This window comes from Treponema berlinense, assembly GCF_052273165.1.
GTDB lineage: Bacteria > Spirochaetota > Spirochaetia > Treponematales > Treponemataceae > Treponema_D > Treponema_D berlinense_A.
The window spans coordinates 19267-40373 of record NZ_DAVZIU010000017.1; the positions used below are offsets into that span (position 1 = coordinate 19267).

The 21107-nt window shown below is 37.3% G+C and carries 22 protein-coding genes; 6 read left to right on the top strand and 16 right to left on the bottom strand.

The window, feature by feature from the left end:
* Positions 1-68 precede the first annotated feature (68 nt).
* From ACT6XC_RS06860 to tpiA, 14 genes are all read right to left on the bottom strand, one after another.
* Positions 69-803: a zinc metallopeptidase gene (locus ACT6XC_RS06860; protein ID WP_443737595.1), complete on the bottom strand. Its 735-nt coding sequence runs from the start codon at positions 801-803 to the stop codon at positions 69-71.
* Between the two features lie 69 nt (positions 804-872).
* A complete protein-coding gene (locus ACT6XC_RS06865) occupies positions 873-1376 on the bottom strand; it encodes a universal stress protein (RefSeq protein ID WP_443737596.1) in 504 nt (167 codons plus the stop codon).
* Positions 1376-1993, bottom strand: coding sequence for a V-type ATP synthase subunit D (locus ACT6XC_RS06870; RefSeq protein ID WP_288515775.1), 618 nt, complete (start codon positions 1991-1993; stop codon positions 1376-1378). Before ACT6XC_RS06870 ends, ACT6XC_RS06865 begins: the two co-directional genes overlap by 1 nt.
* Positions 1993-3381, bottom strand: a complete 1389-nt coding sequence (locus ACT6XC_RS06875; RefSeq protein ID WP_443737597.1) for a V-type ATP synthase subunit B — start codon at positions 3379-3381, stop codon at positions 1993-1995. Before ACT6XC_RS06875 ends, ACT6XC_RS06870 begins: the two co-directional genes overlap by 1 nt.
* Before the next feature lie 134 nt (positions 3382-3515).
* Positions 3516-5279, bottom strand: a complete 1764-nt coding sequence (locus tag ACT6XC_RS06880) for a V-type ATP synthase subunit A (RefSeq protein ID WP_443741276.1) — start codon at positions 5277-5279, stop codon at positions 3516-3518.
* The gene (locus ACT6XC_RS06885; protein ID WP_443737599.1) at positions 5276-5920 is read right to left on the bottom strand and encodes a hypothetical protein; all 645 of its coding nucleotides are present in this window, start codon (positions 5918-5920) and stop codon (positions 5276-5278) included. The genes ACT6XC_RS06880 and ACT6XC_RS06885 overlap by 4 nt, the downstream gene beginning before the upstream one ends.
* A 41-nt stretch (positions 5921-5961) precedes the next feature.
* Complete coding sequence (locus ACT6XC_RS06890) at positions 5962-6294, bottom strand: V-type ATP synthase subunit F (protein ID WP_443737600.1); 333 nt, start codon at positions 6292-6294, stop codon at positions 5962-5964.
* A gap of 20 nt (positions 6295-6314) precedes the next feature.
* The gene (locus ACT6XC_RS06895; RefSeq protein WP_443737601.1) at positions 6315-6674 is read right to left on the bottom strand and encodes an ATP synthase subunit C; all 360 of its coding nucleotides are present in this window, start codon (positions 6672-6674) and stop codon (positions 6315-6317) included.
* Between the two features lie 59 nt (positions 6675-6733).
* Positions 6734-8707 (bottom strand): V-type ATP synthase subunit I, encoded by a 1974-nt coding sequence (locus ACT6XC_RS06900; RefSeq protein ID WP_443741277.1) that lies wholly within the window; start codon positions 8705-8707, stop codon positions 6734-6736.
* Positions 8707-9687, bottom strand: a complete 981-nt coding sequence (locus ACT6XC_RS06905; RefSeq protein WP_443741278.1) for a V0D/AC39 family V-type ATPase subunit — start codon at positions 9685-9687, stop codon at positions 8707-8709. The genes ACT6XC_RS06900 and ACT6XC_RS06905 overlap by 1 nt, the downstream gene beginning before the upstream one ends.
* Before the next feature lie 13 nt (positions 9688-9700).
* The gene (locus ACT6XC_RS06910) at positions 9701-10012 is read right to left on the bottom strand and encodes a hypothetical protein (RefSeq protein WP_443741279.1); all 312 of its coding nucleotides are present in this window, start codon (positions 10010-10012) and stop codon (positions 9701-9703) included.
* A gap of 13 nt (positions 10013-10025) precedes the next feature.
* Positions 10026-10487 carry a PTS sugar transporter subunit IIA gene (locus ACT6XC_RS06915; protein ID WP_443741280.1) on the bottom strand — a complete coding sequence of 154 codons (462 nt, stop codon included), beginning with the start codon at positions 10485-10487 and terminating at the stop codon, positions 10026-10028.
* A gap of 110 nt (positions 10488-10597) precedes the next feature.
* A complete protein-coding gene (gene secG, locus ACT6XC_RS06920) occupies positions 10598-10960 on the bottom strand; it encodes a preprotein translocase subunit SecG (RefSeq protein ID WP_443737606.1) in 363 nt (120 codons plus the stop codon).
* 253 nt (positions 10961-11213) lie between these two features.
* Entirely contained in the window at positions 11214-11960 is a 747-nt protein-coding gene (gene tpiA, locus ACT6XC_RS06925) for a triose-phosphate isomerase (protein ID WP_443741281.1), read from the bottom strand.
* Between the two features lie 357 nt (positions 11961-12317).
* Here tpiA and ACT6XC_RS06930 point away from each other — a divergent pair, with 357 nt between their 5' ends.
* From ACT6XC_RS06930 to ACT6XC_RS06945, 4 genes are read left to right on the top strand one after another with little or no spacing between them, the layout of a single operon-like run.
* Complete coding sequence (locus ACT6XC_RS06930; RefSeq protein WP_443741282.1) at positions 12318-13136, top strand: TRM11 family SAM-dependent methyltransferase; 819 nt, start codon at positions 12318-12320, stop codon at positions 13134-13136.
* A gap of 2 nt (positions 13137-13138) precedes the next feature.
* The gene (locus tag ACT6XC_RS06935; RefSeq protein WP_443741283.1) at positions 13139-13810 is read left to right on the top strand and encodes a hypothetical protein; all 672 of its coding nucleotides are present in this window, start codon (positions 13139-13141) and stop codon (positions 13808-13810) included.
* Complete coding sequence (locus tag ACT6XC_RS06940; protein WP_443741284.1) at positions 13807-14955, top strand: hypothetical protein; 1149 nt, start codon at positions 13807-13809, stop codon at positions 14953-14955. Before ACT6XC_RS06935 ends, ACT6XC_RS06940 begins: the two co-directional genes overlap by 4 nt.
* Positions 14952-15953 carry a DNA adenine methylase gene (locus ACT6XC_RS06945; RefSeq protein ID WP_443741285.1) on the top strand — a complete coding sequence of 334 codons (1002 nt, stop codon included), beginning with the start codon at positions 14952-14954 and terminating at the stop codon, positions 15951-15953. The genes ACT6XC_RS06940 and ACT6XC_RS06945 overlap by 4 nt, the downstream gene beginning before the upstream one ends.
* A gap of 153 nt (positions 15954-16106) precedes the next feature.
* Here ACT6XC_RS06945 and ACT6XC_RS06950 read toward each other — a convergent pair whose 3' ends face one another.
* On the bottom strand, positions 16107-17378 hold the full coding sequence (locus tag ACT6XC_RS06950; RefSeq protein ID WP_443741286.1) for a phosphoglycerate kinase: 1272 nt from the start codon (positions 17376-17378) through the stop codon (positions 16107-16109).
* A gap of 239 nt (positions 17379-17617) precedes the next feature.
* On the opposite strand from ACT6XC_RS06950, the gene ACT6XC_RS06955 reads away from it, so the two are divergent.
* Positions 17618-18538, top strand: coding sequence for a radical SAM/SPASM domain-containing protein (locus ACT6XC_RS06955; protein WP_443741287.1), 921 nt, complete (start codon positions 17618-17620; stop codon positions 18536-18538).
* Positions 18539-18672: 134 nt separating this feature from the next.
* The gene (locus ACT6XC_RS06960) at positions 18673-20196 is read left to right on the top strand and encodes an OmpP1/FadL family transporter (RefSeq protein ID WP_443741288.1); all 1524 of its coding nucleotides are present in this window, start codon (positions 18673-18675) and stop codon (positions 20194-20196) included.
* Positions 20197-20391: 195 nt separating this feature from the next.
* Here the strand turns inward: ACT6XC_RS06960 and ACT6XC_RS06965 are convergent, their stop codons facing one another.
* Positions 20392-20991 carry an AAA family ATPase gene (locus ACT6XC_RS06965; protein WP_443741289.1) on the bottom strand — a complete coding sequence of 200 codons (600 nt, stop codon included), beginning with the start codon at positions 20989-20991 and terminating at the stop codon, positions 20392-20394.
* Positions 20992-21107 lie beyond the last annotated feature (116 nt).

Here is a 21107-nt window from a genome sequence, read left to right on the forward strand (position 1 = left end):
TATAGTTTACAGTTTACAAAAAATCAGCGGATTGTCAACTTAAAGAAAAACACTTGTAAAGAAAAACTCTAACGGCGACGACGTTTTTGTGTCAAAAGCAAAAGCCTTACAAAGTTTCCAATTGCGCCAAGCGCGCTTGCAACATATGTCATTGCCGCCGCCCACAAAACTTCGCGTGCGCCAGCAAGTTCTTCTTTGTCAGTAAAAACTCCAGCACCTTTTAAAATTTTCAGAGCTCTCCACGAAGCATTAAATTCAACAGGAAGAGTAACAATATAAAAAAGAGTTGCGCAGGCAAAAAGCAAAAGTCCAATATTCGTAATCATTTGGAAAAAAGGCAGATAAGATTCAACCTGAGCAGAATAGCCGAAGCCAAGACCGGCAACTGCAAGAATCGGACCAAATGTCGAACCTAAATTTGCAACAGGAACAAGCAATCGCCTGAAAACAAGCGGAAAATAACCTGTATTATGCTGAATTGCGTGTCCAGTTTCGTGAGCAGCAACTCCAACGGCAGCAACCGACGCACTAGAATAAGTCGCCTCGCTCAAACTCAAAACTTTATCTGTCGGATTGTAATTATCAGTAAGAGAACCTTTTATACGAGCAATCTTTACGTCTGTAATTCCATTTGCCTTAAGCAAAATTGCAGCCGCCTGAGCTCCAGTTATGCCTTTTTTTGTCAGAATTTTGTCGTATTTTGAAAAACGGCTTTTTACGGCAGATTGCGCCCAAAGTCCCAAAAGCAGAGCCGGAACAGCAAAAACAAGGTATGTTAAATCCAATCCACCATAATAAAACATAAATTCTCCAGTTCAAACACAAATTGCATTTTCGCAAAAAACTCGGCAATACAGCCAGATTAAATTTTATCAGCCGATTTTAAAAAGTTTTTCAATATCTTTCTGGCGAACAACAAGAACATTGCATCTTGCGCTACCAATAATGTCCATATTTGTTGAACTTGCCCTGTCTCGAGCAACTTCGCTCGAAAGTGAAGAAGCCGAGTGCTCTTTTCCGCCAAGCAAAATAAGGTCTGCGCCAAAATCGTCCGCAACGTGCAGAATTTCAGACCACGGGCTTCCTTTTCTAAGTTCAGTTTCGACTTTTACGCCCTTAACTTTTGCAAAAGTAACAACCTGCTCAAGATATTTTTTTCCGTCAATGAGAAGATTTTCTTCATACTTTTGACTTTCTGTTTTAAGGAAGAATTTGCTCATGCTCAAGAATTTAAGAGCCGCCGTATCAACGACATAAACTGCCTTAAGCGAGCATTTATACTGCTTTGCAAGAAGAATCGCATACATAGCCGCATGAAGCGACTGGTCTGAACCGTTAATAGCAACTACAATTTTTTGAAATAAAGGTTTTATCATTATGACTTCCTGTTTTTCAAAGATTTTAAAACGAAAGTATTTTCGCGCTCACGCTCTTCAAGAACACTTTCGATATAAACCTTTGTATCCCTCGTCTGAGGAATAACCATCTTGTCCAAGGCATTTACACGCCGCTGAGTTTTCTTTACTTCGCCTGCAAGCCGCCATGCAACCGTGCGAATGCTCGCCATATTTGTAAGCAACTTTAACAAGTTAAAGAATTCTACCATAACTTTATCACTGTCTGCAAATGATTCCATAAAAGAATAGAATAATTGCTGCTTTGGAAGTTCGACTTCAATCGAATTAAAGTTCATTCCACCAGCAGTAATTGTCTTGTCCTTCATTTTAAAATCATACTTTACAGCGTGGGCAATCCTCTCTACACGATCGCCACCTACTGTTTTAAGCATATTCTTTAATGCAGGATAAGCCTTTGCATACTCTTTGTCCATTTCTGATTCAAGAAGCTTTACGCGTTCAACCATGTGCATAAGTTCCATTACCAGAATTTCTCGCTTTTGCTCGAGCAGTTCATAACCGTTCTGAGCGGAAGCAAGCTGCTCTTTTATTGCGAGAAGATTAGATTTTGTCGGCGCAACATTTAACTTTGCCATTAGTTCTGCTCTTCATCTTTTGGAAGATATTTTTCAATAAATTCCGGTTTAATTCTATAAAGTTCATTCTGTGGAAGCAATTTTAAAAGTTTCCAACCCAAATCAAGAGTCTCTTCGATAGAGCGGTTTTCGTATTCGCCCTGAGAGAAGAACTGGCTTTCAATCGCATCTCCAAACGCCAGATACTGCTTGTCAACGCTACTCAATTCCTCTTCGCCAATAATAGCTGCAAGAGAACGAATTGATTTTACTTTTGAATAAGAAGCAAACAACTGGCTCGAAACACTTGAATGGTCTTCTCGTGTCATTCCGTCGCCAATACCGTCTTTCATAAGCCGGCTCAAACTTGGCAGTGCACTGACTGGCGGATAAACACCGCTCTGACTCAATTCACGGCTCAAAACAATCTGTCCTTCAGTAATGTATCCAGTCAAATCTGGAATTGGATGCGAAATGTCATCATTCGGCATAGTCAAAATCGGAATCTGGGTAATAGAACCGTTTGACCCCTTTACTTTACCAGCACGTTCATAAAGTTCTGCAAGGTCAGAATAAAGATAGCCTGGATAACCTTTTCTTCCAGGAACTTCACCGCGAGTTGTAGAAATTTCGCGCAAAGCTTCGCAGTAGTTCGTCATATCTGTCATTACGACAAGAACATGCATTCCCTTTTTGAACGCCAAATATTCTGCAGCAGTAAGAGCACATCTCGGAGTAATAATTCGTTCGATCGAAGGAGCGTCTGCCAAAGACTGGAACATAACGACCTTAGAAAGAACACCGCTTTCTTCAAACGAATTGATAAAAAACTGCGCCTGGTCGTATTTAATTCCCATTCCAGCAAAAACCATTACAAACTGCTCGTCAGAATTGAGGATTTTTGCCTGACGAATAATCTGAGCCGCAAGTCTGTTGTGCGGAAGTCCGTTTCCTGAAAAAATCGGAAGTTTCTGACCGCGAATCAAAGTGTTCATTCCGTCAATTGAAGAAATTCCCGTCTGAATAAAATCCCTCGGATAAACGCGGGCAAAAGGATTCATCGGCATTCCATTTACATCAACTTTTTCAGAAGAAACAATCGGCGGAAGCCCGTCGATCGGCTCTCCAAGACCGTTAAAAATACGTCCCAAAAGTCCTTCGCCAACACGAAGTTCCATTGGTTCATCCAAAAATTCAACCGAAGTTTCGTTCAAATCCAAGCCAGTCGTCGTTCCGAAAATCTGAACGATCGCAGTATCTTCGTTCAAATCAATTACACGACCAGTTTTTTTGTCGCCATTGCGATCACGAATATAAACAATTTCGTTATAAAAAATATTTTCGCTGCGTTTTACAACAACAATCGGACCGTCAACCGAATTCAGACCTTTATATTCTACGCCTTTCATTTTTTCTCCAATTTTAAAAGCAACCAAAGTTTTTCAATTTTGAGGGGAGAAGTCTCTCCCCTAGGTTCGCACTTCGTTGCTCACACACCCCACTCTGCGGGGAAGTTCCCCGCAACGCCCCCTAGAAGCCGTCCTCAAACTTTTGAGTACATCCGTTCAAGTCCGCCCATCTGATCTTCAAAACGGCTTTCCGTTTCTTTTATCATTTCGAGTTTATCGTTTGGAACAGTTGTCTTCAGGCGGACAATTTCTTCCTTAACAGGAAGAGCGTTCACCTTCGATAGCGGAGCACCAGCTTTTATTACGGCAGCACCACGATTGTAAAATTCCATCATCAAAAGCAAAATCTGGATCTGCTTTTCAGGAACAGAATAAACGTCAATCGCATCAAAAGCATTCTGCTGCAAAAATCCGTTTTTAATCATGTCTGCAACAATAAGAACAATGCGTTCATAGTCAGGCAAGGCATCAGGTCCAATCAAACGGACAATAGACTGAAGTTTTTGCTCTTTTTTAAGAAGTTCAAGCGCTTCAAGTCTAACCTTTGCCCAGCGAGGATCAAGATTATCCCACCATTCTTTTACTTCGTCAGCATATTCAGAATAAGAATCAATCCAGCCAATTGCAGGATAGTGCCGGGAATTTGCAAGTTCTCTGTCCAAAGCCCAGAAACAGCGGATAAAACGCTTTGTGTGCTGTGTTACAGGTTCAGAAAAATCTCCTCCTGGAGGCGAAACTGCACCGATTACAGAAACAGAACCTTCCTGTCCGCAAAGCGCGTCTACGCGACCTGCCCGTTCATAAAACGAAGCAAGGCGACTTGGAAGATAAGCCGGAAAACCTTCTTCAGCAGGCATTTCTTCCATACGACCAGAAAGTTCACGCAAGGCTTCTGCCCAGCGCGAAGTTGAATCTGCCATGATTGCAACGTGCATGCCCATATCGCGGTAATATTCGGCAAGAGTAATTCCCGCATAAAGAGAAACTTCCCGAGCAGCAACCGGCATATTTGAAGTATTTGCAATAAGAATTGTTCTTTCCATAAGCGAGCGGCCAGTTCTAGGGTCAATCAAGCTAGGAAATTCTGTAAGAACGTCGGTCATTTCGTTTCCGCGTTCTCCACAACCAATATAAACGATTAAGTCCGCATCGCACCATTTTGCGATTGCATGCTGCGTCATTGTTTTTCCTGTACCAAATCCACCAGGGATTGCGGCCGTTCCACCTTTTGAAAGCGGAAAGAAAACATCAATTACGCGCTGACCTGTAACCAAAGGCTGGCTTACAGTCAATTTTTTTGCAAAAGGACGAGGAGTTCTCAAAGACCAGTAATGGCTCAAACGGATTTCTTCATCGAGCTCAGTTTTAGCAATAACATCGTCGACGGTGTAATCTCCGCTTCCATTAAAAGAAACAAGGACACGTCCGCGAATCTGTGGCGGAACCATAATTTTATGCAAAATCGACTGAGTTTCTTGCACAGTTCCAAGCACAAAACCTGGTTTTATCGGAGTTCCTTCTTTTACACCTTCAAAGGCATCAAAATGCCAAATTTTAGCTGCGTCAATCGGTTCGCTTCTCTGTCCCGGAACCAAAAATGCTCCGGATTCTTTATACATAGTTTCGAGAGGGCGCTGAATTCCATCATAAATCGTTCCGACAAGTCCAGGACCAAGTTTTAAGGAAAGAGGCCGTTCATTAGAAACAACATCTTCTCCAATCTTCATACCTGTATCGTCTTCGTAAACCTGAATTGTGGCAAGGCCTTTATTCTGACGAATGATTTCGCCGATTATTTTCTTTTCGCCAACATCAACAACATCATAAAGACCGCAACCTTCAAGACCTTCAGCATAAACAATCGGTCCTGAAATTCTAGTTATTTTTCCTTTTATCATTCCGGGAGCCTTCCTCCGAACAGTGTTGATGAGAGTTCGTATGAATATTTATCTTTTAATTCGCGCACAAGTTCATCCATTGTAAGACGAACAATCACGGAATTTTTTTCATCGCTTTTAAGAATCATTCCTTCGTGGATTTCGTTTCCTTTTACAGCTTCTTCTCCACTTTTTTCAAATTGAATTGATTCATAATTTGTAATATTTTTTGCAAACGCTTTTTCTACAACTTTTCTGGCATCAGTTTCTTCAAGGCCACCAAAATAACTGACAGCAATTTTTTTATTTTCTAACGCAAATTTACACTTTTCAAGTTTATTTTCGAGCAAAGACAGGCGTTTTTCTTTTCCAATTGAATTAAAATATTCGTTCATAGCCTTGCAAACCTGCTCATCGTAGAAAGCAACAAGGAACCTTTCTTTTTCGAGAGGGATATAGGCATCCGCATTTTTTTCCAAAAGGGAAAGTTTGTTTTTATATACGGCTGATTTTTCCTCAACAGCTTTTTTTACGCGTTCATCAACGCCTTCAATAATTGACTTTGCCTCACTCTCTGCCTTAGCAACAATTCTAGCCGCTTTTTTTCGAGCATCGGCTTCAATTTCTTTGTCGAGTATTTCAGTTGATCTAAGTTCTTCCATTTTTTAATTCCCGTAAAATCAGGTCTTGCCTGAGTCAAAATCTACACAGAAATACCAACTGCTTCGCGAATCGAATCCGTAAGGGATTTTTTTCCTTGCAGATGTCCGTTAAGCGGAGGAATTTCAACAATAAGCGGAAACTGAGCACTTTTCTGCCAGGCAAGCACTTCCTGCTCAAGCATGGCAGAAACATCCTCTGACAAAATCAAGACTTTCGGTCGCTCATCAACAGGCAAAGCATTCTCGCCACCATGACCGGTTACACGGTTAAATGCCTCAAGAGCTTCTTTTCTGTTAAGGGCAACTGCACCGTCAACTCCGACGAGTTTAAAAGCCAGCACAAGTTCCCGCTGAGCAATCGTAAAGTATTCCATAATTTTCGTTTACTAAAAACCTAGAGAATGATAATTAAAAGCGCAACAAGGAATCCCCAAAGACAGATACCTTCTGCAAGACCAACAAAAGGAAGAGCTTTTCCTGAAAGTTCAGCATTTTCGCTCATAGCGCCCATTGCCGCAGCACCGATTTTTCCTACTGCCATACCGCCGGCAATACATGCAAGTGCAACTGCAAAAGCCGCAGCTACATATTTTATAGCACTAGAATTGCTGTCAGCTTTAGCTTCTACAGTTGAAACCTGAGCTTCTGCAACAGTCTGTGTAGTAGTAGCAGGAGTTTCTGACTCCTGTGCAAACAAGCCAGCTACTGTAAAACAAAGCAAAGCAGCTGCCAACGCAATAATTTTTTTGTTCATATTTTTACCTCACAAAAAATTTATTTAATTATCAGGTTTTTAAATTCACTTCAAAAACCCTATTTATATGTAAACGCAAAAGGAACAAATTCCTTTCCCGTTTCATTGAAAAATTTTGAGAAGAATTCATAATATTGAAGACGAATAACCTGAATTGCAACAATCATTCCTTCAAGAACAACAACAATTCCGTTTCCTATAATCAATATCAAAATCTGTGCAAAACCTGCCGGAGCAATGCTGCACATTTTTTCAATGATGAATCCCAAAACAGCGTGTGCAAGAGCAAAAGCACCGACACGAACAAAGCTAATCGAATTAGAAAGATAAGAAGAAACAACTTCTATCAATTCAACCGCGCCACCGATTATTACACCGCCAATTCCGCCTTCAATAGCAGGCTTTTCTCCGTCAAAAAATCTTTCAAACGGTTCGCCAAAGGCTGCAAAGAACAGAGTAACAGCAATAAAAACCCAGTCAAAAGTTGCAGGAGAATGATGTGCAAAGCCAATTCGTAAAGCAAAGATTACGACATACCAGAACCAAAGTGCTCCTGCAATTCCAGTTTTTCCAAAAATCGCGCTTCCGTATTTTTTGCAAGAAAATTTGTTGATAATGTTTATTAAAAGTCCGATTGAGTTTATTACAAAACCAACAGCCATTGTAAAACCGAAAATTCCAAAAATGATTCCGATTGCATTTGTCGATTCCCAAAATTTCATTTCGAGAATCGGATAACGACTTTCTCCAAAAAGTCCGGTAATAAATAGCGAAACAGGTTTCATTATTCCTTCGGTCGCAAAAAATTCACCTGTTAAAATTCCCATAATCATGCTTGAACAGCCGATTGCCATAAAAATCGGAGCAAATTTATTCCATCCACCGATTTTTAGAACCTTTGCAGACATTAAAATTCCGGCGAGCAAGAAAACAAAGCCCTGTCCAGCATCGCCAAACATAATTCCAAAAAGCAAAGTAAAGAACAGCGCAACAAACGGAGTAGGATCAATCGTTCCATAAGCTGGAGAACCGTAACTAAAAATCATTCTTTCAAAAGAACTAATCAGTTTTCCGTGATGCAATTTTACTGGAACTTTTTCTTCTCCAGCCTGAACAGCAGGAACTTCGTTCGGTTCAAAAAGACGAATTGCAATTCTTCCTTCAGAAAGCTTGTCGAGTTCTGTCATCATAGAATGGCAGTCTGTTTCAGGAATCCAACCAGTAAGACGATAAACCAGATCAGTTGACTCAAGACTGTTTTCCAAAAGTTTAATTTGAGCGGCAATCGAGAACTGGCACAAAAATTTTTTAAGAAAATCTGCATGTGTTTTTGCAATATTGTGCTTCTCTTCTTCGATATTCTCAAAAACCTTAGTTTTTTCTTTTACCTGTTGCTGCAAACTTTTTAAAACAGCATCTGGAACACCCTTAAAGTCGCTAGGAATTTCCATATTTACAAAACCGTGCTTGCGCAATTCGCTGTCGAGAGAAAAACGACCTTTTTTAGAAGTTGCTGCAAGAATTTTTGACTTATCAGAACCAAGAGGAACAATTACAGCCCTTTGCCCAACATCAAAAACCAAATCGTCGAAAATAGAAGGATCTATTTTTCCAATGCGGAGCGACAAAAAAGAAAGATGTTCCAATTCACTGTAAGGAACTTTTAAATTTGAAAAAGAAAGCGCCTCCTTATAGGCATCTTGAACGCGCTTAAGTTCATCGTCAGCATCACGTTCTTTTTTCTGCAAAACGTCCACAGTATAAAGAAATTTCTGACACAACACTCTGTCGTATTCAGAGGGGCGTGTCGAAGCCTGCAAATCTTCGGTTGTAACGTCTGGCAAATTTAAAAATGAACGCACATTTTTTAGTTTTGAAAGGATGTCTTCGTCAGGGTTTGAAATCGAATGATTTAGTTCAAGTTTCTGCTGAAATTGAAAATTTCCTTTTTTACCAAGAAATTCAACAACTTCATCAATGTCTTCCTTTAGAACCATCAATTCAACAAGACGCATTTTTGCAGTTTTTGCCATTATTCGCCTCCAAGCCTTAACTCTTCCGTCACATGACGGATATTATTCAATTCATCCTGCTTTATCTTAAAAAAGCAGAAAAGTGACAGAGAAGTAAGCGGATATTTGTGAAAAGCCGTAGAATATTTTTTTACGAGGCCTGTACGGAAAGAATTTTCCAGCCACCGCGGATCAACTTCCCAAAAAACGCCTTCCTCGTGCGGATTTAGCATTTTGGTATATTTCCAGGTTTTCCATTCATCAAAATTAGAAATATCTTTGTTTAAAATTTTCAATGCTTCGCCAGCAAAAACATCGGTTTCGGCTGATTTTGGATTTTCAAAAAAGAGCTTTTGACAGATGCTTTCGTTATCCATTTTGTAATAAATTTTTAAGCGGAGCGCCCAGACAATGTTCCGGATTTTTATTTCTTCGGCAACGAGAGATTTTATTTGAGTTCTTACAGACTGTTCAGAAGCGCAGGCGTCTTTCCAAAGGTTATGCAGATATTGAAAGTCAAGCTTTGTGTCTAAAACCTGCTGTTCGGAAATATCAGGAATTTTGTTATACCAGGAAAGTTCGCCATTTTCGGTAATTTTTGCAAGGTTCGGCCAGTTTTTGTAATTTAAAATAGAATATTTTCCCAAATCGATTACTTCGGGACATTTTGTTTCCTGCATGCACAAAGCACCAGCAAGCATTTTTAAATTGCTGTAATCATAAAGTCGAAGCAAGGTTAAAAGGATTTTTTGAGGATGAGTATAGCACTCAACAAGCTGGCAATACTGTTCTATAAAGGTAAAAACTGATTCCTCTTCAATTCTTTTGGCAAGCAAATTTTCAGGAATTGAAGGAACTTCGGTTTTAAAAAGAAGACTATAAAGTTCTGTCAGAGATTTTGCAGAATACAGTTTGCCCGCATTTTTTCCAGAATAAGAATTGGCTAGTATTCCGGATACTTTTGCATAAACATAAGCATCTGCAGCAGATTTATCCATCATACCGCACCGCCACCTATTTTTGCAAAACCAAATTATTCATAAGATTGCTAAAAGCAGTCTTATCCTGAACTGACTGATAAATATTCTCTTTGTAAGAGTTTATTTCAGAAACGATTTTTTCATTTATTTTTGCAGATTCTTCTTTGAAAGATTTTTCAAGTTCTGCAGATTGAATATTAAATTTTGAAAGGTAATCCTGTTCCGCCTTTGCTTTTGCGGAATTTAGGATTTCCGACGCTTTATTCTGAGCATCAACTGTGAAAGAAGAAGCGATATTTTCGACTTCGAGAAGATGCTCAATTACGTTTGATTCGTTTTCTTCCATGATTTCAGCCTCCTCAGACTGCCTCTTCCGTCTGCACAATTAAGTTGTAGGCTTCAGACTGCGACTGACATGAAACAAGTTTATCTACAAATCCGTTTTTTTGAATAAGAAGTGCTAATGATTTTAAAATTTGAATATGCTTTTCGGTCTGTCCATTTCCTGCAAGAAGCATAAAAACAACATGAACAGGTGAACCGTCGAGTGAATCGTAGTCGATTCCGTTTTTGCTGATACCAATCGCACCGATCGTACCATTTATAGAAGAAGCAAAAGCATGAGGAACAGCAACAGAATGCATAATTCCAGTGCTCATCTGAGCCTCACGTTCTTCGAGCGCAGAAAGAACCTCTGCCCTGTCAAAATTAGGATGCAATGAATGAATGGCTTCCACCATCTCTTCAAACAGCTCGTCTTTTTCTGTACTCTCCAGACCAATAATGATGCTTTCCTTTGTAAAAACATTCTCAAGAACCATTACTATCCCCTTGATTTTCTGAATTATTTAAATGCCAGAAAACCGATTTTTTTAAATACTGTTTTTAAGGCAGATTTTAACTTAAAAAAATCAAAATCCGCCTTTTAATCTTATTCTGCTGAATTGGCTTCTTTCCACCAATCAGAAGAGTCTGCTGTATTTTTTTCTACCTCTGGAGCAATCTCCTCAGTAGAAACCTTTCCTTCTGCCTGAGCAGCTTTTAAAAGTTCTGAATCAGAAGAAAGTTTTTTAGAAGGAAGAACTTTTGCAAGAGCTAAAGTTACAACAAAGAAAAGAATTGCAAGAACAACTGTAGTTTTTGTAAGAATTGAAGCAGAATGTGAGCCAAATGCAGCAGAGTTTCCGCCACTTAAAAGTCCGCCCATACCGCTACTATTTTCGTCCTGTACAAGAACCAAAAGAACCAAAAGAGCGCAGATAATTACAAATGCTACCAACAAAACAACTTTCATTTATTTCTCCAAAATGCTGGCAGATAATTCCCAGCCACTTTTTAATTGCAGATTGCATTTTATCGAAATGTAAACAAACTGTCAATTTATTGCTATAGAGTATAGAAGAAAAAACATTTTCTGCTACTGGGCAAAGGATAGAAGCACCGCAAAGCGTCTGGCTTTTGCCAGATGGAGCGCGAAGACGCGGAAGTGCGGATAGCCTGGTTTTTGACAAAGGCAAAAATGCCTCCATCTTATAAAACTAAAAAAATTAACCGTTACAGATCGGAATAAAAGTTTCTGCTTTTAACGAGGCTCCACCGATTAAGCCACCGTCAACGTCGCTTTGAGCAAGAAGTTCCTTATAGTTTTTTACGTTCATAGAGCCACCGTACTGGATTATGATATTGTCGGCCGCTTCCTGATCGTACATTTTTGCAATTACTTTTCTTGCATAAGAATGGATTTGCTGAGCATCTTCGGGAGTTGCGGTTTTTCCAGTTCCAATTGCCCAAACAGGTTCATAAGCAATAGTCACGTGCGAAAGCTGTTCCTTTGAAACTCCCATGAGAGCTGAATTTAACTGGCGTTCGCACACTTTTTCTGCACGACCTACCTCGCGTTGAGCCAAAAGCTCTCCGATACAGATTATTACGTCAAGACCAGCAGCAAGCGCTCTTGTAACCTTCATATTTATAAGTTCGTCGCACTCACCAAATTCATAACGACGTTCTGAATGTCCTAAAATCACAACCTGAACACCAAGATCTTTGAGCATTGCAACAGAAATTTCTCCAGTATGAGCGCCATTGTCAGTTGCAGCGCAGTTTTGTGCTCCAAGAAGAATATTTGTTCCTTTTACAAGCTGAGAAACAAGGTCAAGATAAACAAACGGAGGTGCAATCATCACTTTGTTTTTGCAGTCCTTTAACTGGGTCACAAGCTCTTTTACGAGGGCAACAGTGCCTTCGCGATCCATGTTCATTTTCCAGTTTCCAGCTACATAAGTTGTACGCATTCTTAATTCTCCTAAAAGCACTATCGTCTTGAAGTTTTATTTTATTGCTTATTTTGATATATGTCAAAATAATTGATTTTTATGTTTTTATGTTTTGACTCGAATATTTGAATACGTCTGAACGAAAATTTTAAAAAGAGGGGCATAATTTATTTGTTATTTTGAATAAAAAAGAACCGCGTCATCAAAAGTCGACAACACGGTTCTTTTTAAGATTATTTTAAAAATCTATTTTGCAGTCAGTTATTTCGTAGCCAAAATAGCAATTCCAGGAAGAGTTTTTCCTTCGAGGAATTCAAGAGAAGCTCCGCCATACGAAATAAGTTATAAAAAAAACAAAAATAAACTTTCTTTCTAATGAAAAAAAAGTTCAATATTGTATACTATAAAAATATGATAAATATGGAAAAATGGAAAACTACAGATATAAATGTTGATAGCCTTTGGTTAATTGATAAACGTGATAATTCCGGAAAACATGAAAATAATTATCACGGAAATTTTATACCACAAATTCCAAATCAACTAATTCGCCGTTATACAAATGAAAATGACACAGTTCTTGAACTTTTTACAGGAAGCGGAACAACTTTATTTGAATGCGAAAAATTAAATAGAAATTATATTGGTTTTGATATAAATGATGAAATGATTTCTCATATTTATGAAAAAATGAGTGATACACAAAATATTAGATTTACAATAAATGAGTGTGATGTAACGGATTCTAATAAATTTTCAGCATGTGTGGAACAAAGTTTAAAAAATATTGAAACTAATACAGTTGATTTTGTTATCGCTCATCCCCCTTATCTTGATATAGTAAAATTTACAGATAAGCCTGAAGATTTATCTCATATTTCTTCTACTGAAAAATTTTTAGGAAAAATGACAATTGCTTTAAATAATGCCCTGAAATATTTAAAAAAAGATAAATATTTTGCAATAGTAATTGGAGATGTATATAAAAATAGCGAAGTTATTCCTCTTGGTTTTTATTTGATGAATTCAATAAAGCAAAATTTTAAATGCAAAATGAAAGGAATCATTGTTAAAAATATTGAAGGAAATAGAGGGAAAATTGGTTCTCAAGCAATTTGGAAATATCGAGCTTTAAAAAGTGATTATTATTTATTTAAACATGAATATATTTTTGTATTTAAGAAGGAGTTTTAAATATGACTAAAACTGAATTATTTTTAAAACTTGCAAATCCAAATAAAGAAGGAATTTCTCGTTGGGTAAAAGCAACAGAGTTTACAGGTGAATATAAACCTTTACAATTAGGAAATGGAGGAAGTTGGTGCAGATCAAGTTCAACATTAGCAAAAAAATATAATGTTGAATTTGATAAGTCAATTTCATCTGGTAATTCTATAGATGCAATTCGTTTAAATGGATTTAACAAAGCAAAAACTTTTTCTCAAAATATTAGATCTGATATAAAAGATTTTTATAAAAATAAAAATTGTGTAATGCTTGGAATACAAGGAAAATCAGAAAATACAAAAATTGAAATTGATCATAAAGATGGAAGAAAAGATGATTGGAGAGTATCTGATATAAAAACTCAAAAATTTGAAGATTTTCAACCACTTTGTAAAGCTGCAAATGATGCTAAAAGACAAATTTGTAAAAAATGTAAAGAAACTGATAAGCGTTGGGATGCAAAAAATATAAAAGGAAATCCTTATTCATTTTATGAAGGAGATGAAAATTATACAGAAAAGCTAGGCTGTGTTGGTTGTTATCAATATGATCCAGTTGCTTATAGAAAATGTTCTGTAAAAAGGATTTCAGAAGAAGTTTGTAAAGATATTATGAAAAAATTATACGGAGAAGATGAATGACAACTCATGTTTTTATAGTTGATGAAACGACTTTTAAATATCATCTTGAATATTTATTTGCTGGCACTGGAGCTGGTAATAAAGATGTCGATTTTAATGATTCAAAAACAACACAACTTCATCATTCCACAGAAAATGGCTTAGTAGCCATGATGGCGGACGGTTGCAGAATTCGTAGAAATGATTTAATCATTTTTTACCTTCAAGCAACAAAAAAGCATGAAGGAATGTTCTATGGAATATTTCAGGCCGTTTCTGATGGAATCTTTTTAGATAGAAATAATAATAGACAGTTTTTACATAAAGAGTTAAAAAAATCACTGACATTTAGACTTGAAATCCGTCCATATGAAGTTTATGCAAAAGGAATTACTGAATGGTGTGCTCTTGATGAAATAAAAAATATAAAATCACCAAATCAAATGCTTTGGAGCCTTATTTATAGAAAATTAAAAGGAAATCGTGGTAATACAATGATTACTATTTATGAAAGTGAGCATCTAATTGGTTTAATTCAAAAGGAAAACGATTTACAACAGCTTGATACAAAAAATAAAGGACTTACTTATAATAATAAAACCTTTGAGATAGAAACAGCATCTGAAAAAAAAGAATATTTAGGTAGAAGAGAAGAAATAAAAATTCTGCCTCGTTTAATTTCAAAATATTCAAATAAAAGAGCTCACGAAGTTCATCTTCAAATGTATATTACTCAAAATGTTGGAAGAGGAATTAATAAATCGCTTGATAAAGTTTTGAATATAAATACAAACAATATAGAGTGGCTTGGTAACGAGGTTTCTTGTGGCGTTGGATTGCAACGAATCGATATTATGATTTCAAAAGTTGAATCTGAAACAAAGAGAATATTATTTCCAATAGAATTAAAAGCTGTTCCTGCATATGAAGATAATACACGACAATTAAAACGCTATATTGATTGGATTGAGCAATATTATATTCCAAATAGAGAAAGTATCATTCAGCCAGTACTTATTTGTAAAAGACAAAATCCTTTATCGCAAGAATTAAAAAATAATTTTTTGGAATTCAATAAACAAAAAGGCTTACACCCCTTAAAATATATTGAATATTCTGTAAAAGATAATGATTTATATTTTGAACAGGTGGATTATACAAAATGAATTACATCGGCTCAAAATTAAAATTATGTCAATCATTTCTTCCAAATACAATAAAATCAGTTTGCGGATATGATTTGTCAAAAAAAACTTTTTGCGACCTTTTTGCAGGAACTGGAATTGTTGGGCGAACTTTTAAAACTTCTGTAAAAAAAGTTATTTCTAACGATATTGAATATTATAGTTTTGTTTTAAATAAAAATTATATTGAAAATCATCAAGAAATAAAAAATAAAGAAGTTTTTATAAATGAATTAAACAGCATCACAGAATTAAAAGAAGGTTTTATTTTTGAAAATTATTGCTTAGGTGGAAATTGTGGCCGTCAATATTTTTCTGATTTTAATGGAAAAAAAATTGATTCAATAAGAATTCAAATTGAAGAACTAAAAAATTCTGAAAGAATCGATTCTAGTTTATACTATTTTCTTTTGTGCAGTTTGCTGGAAAGTGCTGATAAAGTTGCAAATACGGCTTCTGTTTATGGTGCATTTTTGAAATCGTTAAAAAAATCTGCTCAAAAAGAAATGATTTTAGAAAGTGCGGATTTTGAAATAAATGAAAATGAACATCAGGTTTTTAATGAAGATGCAAATTCTTTAATAAAAAAAATTGGAGGTGATATTTTGTATTTAGATCCGCCTTATAATTCAAGACAATATGGAGCAAATTATCATCTTTTAAACACAATCGCAGAATATAAACCATTTGAACCACAGGGAAAAACTGGTCTTAGAAAGTATTCCCGTTCAAAATATTGTTCTACTTTAACTGTAAAAGAAGAATTTGAAGAATTAATAAAAAATGCAAATTTTAAATATATTTTTCTTTCGTATAATAATGAAGGATTAATGAATTGTGATGATGTAAAAAAAATAATGTCTAAATATGGTCATTACGATTTAGCAAAAACAGATTATCAACGCTTTAAGGCTGATTCTAATCGTTATAACAAAGCCGATTCGACTGTTGAATATTTACATATTTTAGAAAAAAAATAATTTGCTTACTAAAAAAAACGGAAAGGACTTTATAAAAAAAAGCCTTTCCGTTATAAAAATTAATAGTTGTTATCTTACGGATTTTGGTTGTCTGAAAAATTGTAACAAAACTTTTTCAAGCAACCTTTCACCTTTTTTTCTTATGTTGCGAATTTATTTCGTAGCCAAAATAGCAATTCCTGGAAGAGTTTTTCCTTCGAGGAATTCAAGAGAAGCTCCGCCACCTGTAGAAACATGGCTCATTTTGTCTGCAAGATGGAATTTATTTACAGCAGCAACTGAATCTCCGCCACCAACAACTGTCATTGCACCACGGCCTGTTGCTTCTGCAACAAGAGTTGCAACAGCAGCAGTTCCCTTTGCAAACGCGTCAAATTCAAATACTCCTACAGGTCCGTTCCATACGACAGATTTTGCTGTTGAAAGAACTTCTTTGTAAAGTTCGAGAGTTTTTGGACCAACATCCATTGCCATCAAGTTGTCAGGAATATCAATTCCGTCTACTGCAACTGGTGTTGCGTTTGCATCGAATTTATCTGCCGCGACGTGGTCAACAGGAAGAACAATTTTTACACCTTTTTCTGCTGCGTCAGCAAGAAGTTTTTTAGCTGTATCGATAAAATCATCTTCAACAAGAGAAATTCCTACTTTGTGTCCCTGAGCTTTCAAGAATGTGTAAGCCATGCCACCGCCGATAATCAAGGCAGATGCATTTTTCAAGAGGCTTTCCAAAACTGCAATTTTTGAAGAAACTTTTGCACCACCAATAATTGCAACCTGTGGTTTTGGAGGATTTTCTACCATTGGCTGAATATATTTTACTTCTTTTTCCATAAGGAAGCCGCCAACTGGCTGTTCTTTCATAAATTTTGCGATTGTTGCAGTAGAAGCCTGATCACGGTGAGCAGTTCCAAAAGCGTCGTTTACAAAGATGTCACCGTAAGAAGCAAGTTCTTTAGCCATTGCTTCGCGTTCAGCAGAATCTTTTGAAGTTTCTTCTTTGTGGAAGCGGACATTTTCGAGCATTGCAACGGCACCTTCAGGAAGAGCGTCAATTGCAGATTTCTGTCCGAGAGCGTCTGGCAAGAAAGTTACAGGTTTTCCGAGTTTTGAAGCAAAATAGTCAACAACCGGCTTCATGCGATTTTTGCCGTTAATGAATTTTTCAGAATCTGCTTCTGTCCAGTTTTTTCCAGCTTTTTCCGCCTTTTCCTGAGCCTTTTTTACATCTTTTTTAGGATCACCCAAGTGACTCATCAAAACAAGAGAGCGTGGATTCTGTTCGAGAATATATTTTATAGTAGGAAGAGCCGCCATAATGCGGGTATCATCCTGAACAACACCGTCTTTCATAGGAACGTTAAAATCAACGCGCATGATGATGCGTTTGCCTTTCAAGTCAACATCTTTTACAGTCTTAATCATTTATTTCTCCTTAATAAAACGCCGCGTTAGCGGCGAGCCACGGATGGCGAGAATCACAGTTTGTGAAAGCAACGCTTGAGCAAACTGTAATGATAAAAATTACAAGGCTGTAATTTTTATCCTGCCTCCTTATAAAGCGAATAGAAATACCGTTTTAAATATAATAAGTTTAGGCTGAAAATTCAACAATTTTGTATTTTTCACATTTTTTCTATCTTTATGATATACTTTCTTCTATTATGAATATAAAAAATACAACTTCTATTTATGATTTTGAACCTACAGAAATTATTTTTGCTTCTACTACGCTCTGCAATCTACACTGTGAGCACTGCTTTGTAAATCGGACGCCAGTTTCGCTTTCGTCAAAAGATGCTGTTCAATTTTTGACATCGTGCCGTGCTTTCGGGAACTGTCAGATTGACAAAGTTGGTTTTTCTGGCGGAGAGCCGTTTTTGGCAGTTGATTTTTTATACGAAGTTATAAATTTTGCCCGAAAAAACGACTTCATATTCGACCAGATTATGACGAACGGCGTATGGTGGAAAACCGAAGATGAATTATTCGGCACCTTAAAAAAAATTCAGGATTGTGGCTACGACGGAAAAATCGGAATCAGCTACGACAACTTTCATGGACAGGATTACGAAAAAGTCCGCCATTTTTGTTCCACAGTGAATGAAATTTTTGGAGAAGAAAACATAAATATTCAGGCAGTGGCAGATCCTCTTTTAAATGACGAAAAAACAAAAAAACTTGAAGAAGAACTCAATGCCTTGAGCGAGGATTTTGCCGCAGATATTTTTATCTTGCCGCAGACATTCAAAGGTAACGACGAGCGTGGCTGGCAGAGCAAAAAATGGTTTAAGGAAGATTTTTGTCAGGGACCTGGACAGATTCTTTTTGTGCATCCGACTGGCGACATCGCTCCATGTTGCGGTTTCGCCAATGAAAATCGCTCGCTTTTTATAGGAAAAATTACAGACAGTTTTGAAAAAATAATGCAAAACGCACGCAACAGTCCAATGATAAAAAACTGCTACGAAAAAGGACTTTTAAAATGCGCCAAAGAAATTGCAAAAACAGGCAAAAAAATGCCGGGAAATGGCCGCACAGACGACATCTGCACTTTCTGCGACTGGCTTTGCAACAATTTATAACTTTGCACTAGACATCAAAATAAAAAGAGAATAGACTAATGGCTTGAATGACAAAATGACATTTTTTATCATTGTGTCATTCAATATTTACAAATTCTTTTTTCATAAAAAGGTGTTTTACAGGAGAACAAACAATGAAAAAACTCATTGCCTCTACAATTTTTGCAGCAATTTCTGCAAGTTTTATCTTTGCCAGCGGAGTTGAAAACAAGACAAACCTGAGCACAGGCTATTTAAGAAACCCAAGCCGCAACACAGAAAGCGAACGTCCAGAAGCCGCTTTTTACAACATTGCAGGAACTGCTTTTTTGAAAGAAGGACTTTGGATTGGTGGCGGAAACCAGTTTGTTTTTAAGGAATACTCAAACAAGCTCGACACAAATAATTCTTACGCTGCCTTTGGAATTGAAGATTACGAAGCTACAGACAACACAAACGTTTATCTCTATCCAGATTTGAATGCAGTCTACAAAAAAGGCAGATGGTCAATTTTCTCGAATTTTGGAGTTTACGCAGGTGGAGGCTCTCTTTCTTACGAAAACGGAACAAGCGCAACAACGCTTATGTTCTTGAATGGTGCAAACAATTATAAAAAATCTGCACTTACTGACAAGAAAATCGCAACCACAGCAGGAACAGCGGCCGCATTAAGCGCAAAGGTTGCTGAACAGTATGCTGACGCTGCGAACAAGTATACCGCAGCAGGATTAACGGACAAAGCTACAGAAGCCGCTGCTAACGCAAAATACTTTGCTTCAAAAGCCAACGAATTTAAAACACAGTCTGATAAATACGCAGCAACAGCAACAAAAAGCGGAGAAATTGCATCAGCCTCTCTCGCAATGGCGAAAAGCCACTCGCTCGATGTAACTTCTATCACTTACGGACTTCAGCTTGGAGCGGCTTATCTTGTTACTGACTGGCTCTCTCTTTCTGCGGCTTACCGCTACACGATTGGAACTCAGGACATGACACTCAAGTGCAACGATGCAACTTTCAAGAATATCAATAAAAGCAACAAGATTTCTTATGATGCTGTTGGATACGGTCAGAGCATGGTTTTTGGAATCCACGCAAAGCCACCGGTTATTCCAAAACTCGATCTTTCTCTTCAGTACCAGACTTTGAGCCGCATTGAATACAATGTTGACAACGTAAAAGGCGAAATTGCGCAATATTATGATATTACAAACGACAAAAATTTCCGCACTGACCTTCCAGCAGTATTAAACCTCGGAGCTGGCTACCACGTTCTTGACAACCTGTATGTAAGCACAAGTTTTAACTACTACTTTAACGACTTTGCTCATCAGGACTCTATCTTAAGCGAGACAGACTACGACAACTCATGGGAAGTTGCCCTCGGGGTTGACTACCGCTTCTGCAAATACGTTGGAGCCTCAATCGGAGCAAGCTACGGAAACCAGGGAACAACAGACACTTCAAACTCTTCATTTAACCCAGTGCTCGACAACGTTGTAATTGGTGGCGGATTTGAAATCTATCCGACAGACAAACTTACAGTTTCTCTTTCTTGTCTGTACGCAAACTACTTTGACACAGACTACTACCTTGGTTCAAAATCTGACAGCACAAAAACTGTCTTGAGCAAAGACGTAATCAATGCAGGAATCGGAATTACCTACCACTTTAACTAAGTTTTAACTTGCGCCGGATGCGCCGGGCTTTAGTTGGTGTTTAAGAGCGGATTGATAAAAATCAATCCGCTCTTAAACACCAATGAGGGCTACCGAACCCAGAGCAGCCGGTTTTTAAGCCGATGTTTTTTTAATAGCAAAAAACAAATTTCTAAAATAAAATGACGTCGCAAAAATCAAAAAAAAGTGTTTGTTTTATTCGGAAAAAAGCAGTTTTGTCGCATCTGTTATAATTTTTACCGCTCCTTCCACTCCAAATTTTTCAACATCAATCATTAAATTTCTTCCGTGACGGTCGCCCCTGTTTTTGCCAGTTATGTATTTGTAATATCTGTGGCGTTTTCTGTCGATTTTGGCAATCATTTTTTGGGCCTGTTTTTGTGTTAAGTCGTATGCCTGAGAAATATGAGTTACGCGATAAGAAAGTGGCGCATAGACAAAAATGCTCAAGGTTGAATTTAAATCTTGCAAAAAATAGTCAGAACACCGTCCAAGCATGACGCAGTTTTCTGAGCTCGCAATTTTTCGAATCACGCTGGCCTGTGCTTCGACCGCTTTTGGAGAATAAAACATTCCTGAAATTCCATAGCCAAACTCTGTCTGAAAATTGTCCACTATACCAGGATGTTCTTTTGGAGTGAAAAATTTCAGTTTTTCTACTCCGCCTTCTTTTATCGTAAGACTTACAAGCTCCTTATCATAAAATTTTACACCAAGAGCGGATGCTGTCTGACGTCCGATTTCGCGGGCGTTGCAGCCGAATTCGCGGCCAATTGTAATTGTAAAGTGTTTCATTTGTTTTCCTCCCCCCCCAAAAAAAACGCCAAACTAAAAAGTCTAGCGTCTTTGCAAAGTTTGTTTTCTATCTGATAAAGAAAATATAAAAGAATTTTGTTTTTCCGTCAACAAAA

Bases quoted from the DNA above. Each gene is read 5' to 3' on its own strand.
- ACT6XC_RS06860 (WP_443737595.1), bottom strand. From the start codon at position 803: ATGTTTTATTATGGTGGATTGGATTTAACATACCTTGTTTTTGCTGTT.
- ACT6XC_RS06865 (WP_443737596.1), bottom strand. From the start codon at position 1,376: ATGATAAAACCTTTATTTCAAAAAATTGTAGTTGCTATTAACGGTTCA.
- ACT6XC_RS06870 (WP_288515775.1), bottom strand. From the start codon at position 1,993: ATGGCAAAGTTAAATGTTGCGCCGACAAAATCTAATCTTCTCGCAATA.
- ACT6XC_RS06875 (WP_443737597.1), bottom strand. From the start codon at position 3,381: ATGAAAGGCGTAGAATATAAAGGTCTGAATTCGGTTGACGGTCCGATT.
- ACT6XC_RS06880 (WP_443741276.1), bottom strand. From the start codon at position 5,279: ATGATAAAAGGAAAAATAACTAGAATTTCAGGACCGATTGTTTATGCT.
- ACT6XC_RS06885 (WP_443737599.1), bottom strand. From the start codon at position 5,920: ATGGAAGAACTTAGATCAACTGAAATACTCGACAAAGAAATTGAAGCC.
- ACT6XC_RS06890 (WP_443737600.1), bottom strand. From the start codon at position 6,294: ATGGAATACTTTACGATTGCTCAGCGGGAACTTGTGCTGGCTTTTAAA.
- ACT6XC_RS06895 (WP_443737601.1), bottom strand. From the start codon at position 6,674: ATGAACAAAAAAATTATTGCGTTGGCAGCTGCTTTGCTTTGTTTTACA.
- ACT6XC_RS06900 (WP_443741277.1), bottom strand. From the start codon at position 8,707: ATGGCAAAAACTGCAAAAATGCGTCTTGTTGAATTGATGGTTCTAAAG.
- ACT6XC_RS06905 (WP_443741278.1), bottom strand. From the start codon at position 9,687: ATGATGGATAAATCTGCTGCAGATGCTTATGTTTATGCAAAAGTATCC.
- ACT6XC_RS06910 (WP_443741279.1), bottom strand. From the start codon at position 10,012: ATGGAAGAAAACGAATCAAACGTAATTGAGCATCTTCTCGAAGTCGAA.
- ACT6XC_RS06915 (WP_443741280.1), bottom strand. From the start codon at position 10,487: ATGGTTCTTGAGAATGTTTTTACAAAGGAAAGCATCATTATTGGTCTG.
- secG (WP_443737606.1), bottom strand. From the start codon at position 10,960: ATGAAAGTTGTTTTGTTGGTAGCATTTGTAATTATCTGCGCTCTTTTG.
- tpiA (WP_443741281.1), bottom strand. From the start codon at position 11,960: ATGCGTACAACTTATGTAGCTGGAAACTGGAAAATGAACATGGATCGC.
- ACT6XC_RS06930 (WP_443741282.1), top strand. From the start codon at position 12,318: ATGAAAAAAAAGTTCAATATTGTATACTATAAAAATATGATAAATATG.
- ACT6XC_RS06935 (WP_443741283.1), top strand. From the start codon at position 13,139: ATGACTAAAACTGAATTATTTTTAAAACTTGCAAATCCAAATAAAGAA.
- ACT6XC_RS06940 (WP_443741284.1), top strand. From the start codon at position 13,807: ATGACAACTCATGTTTTTATAGTTGATGAAACGACTTTTAAATATCAT.
- ACT6XC_RS06945 (WP_443741285.1), top strand. From the start codon at position 14,952: ATGAATTACATCGGCTCAAAATTAAAATTATGTCAATCATTTCTTCCA.
- ACT6XC_RS06950 (WP_443741286.1), bottom strand. From the start codon at position 17,378: ATGATTAAGACTGTAAAAGATGTTGACTTGAAAGGCAAACGCATCATC.
- ACT6XC_RS06955 (WP_443741287.1), top strand. From the start codon at position 17,618: ATGAATATAAAAAATACAACTTCTATTTATGATTTTGAACCTACAGAA.
- ACT6XC_RS06960 (WP_443741288.1), top strand. From the start codon at position 18,673: ATGAAAAAACTCATTGCCTCTACAATTTTTGCAGCAATTTCTGCAAGT.
- ACT6XC_RS06965 (WP_443741289.1), bottom strand. From the start codon at position 20,991: ATGAAACACTTTACAATTACAATTGGCCGCGAATTCGGCTGCAACGCC.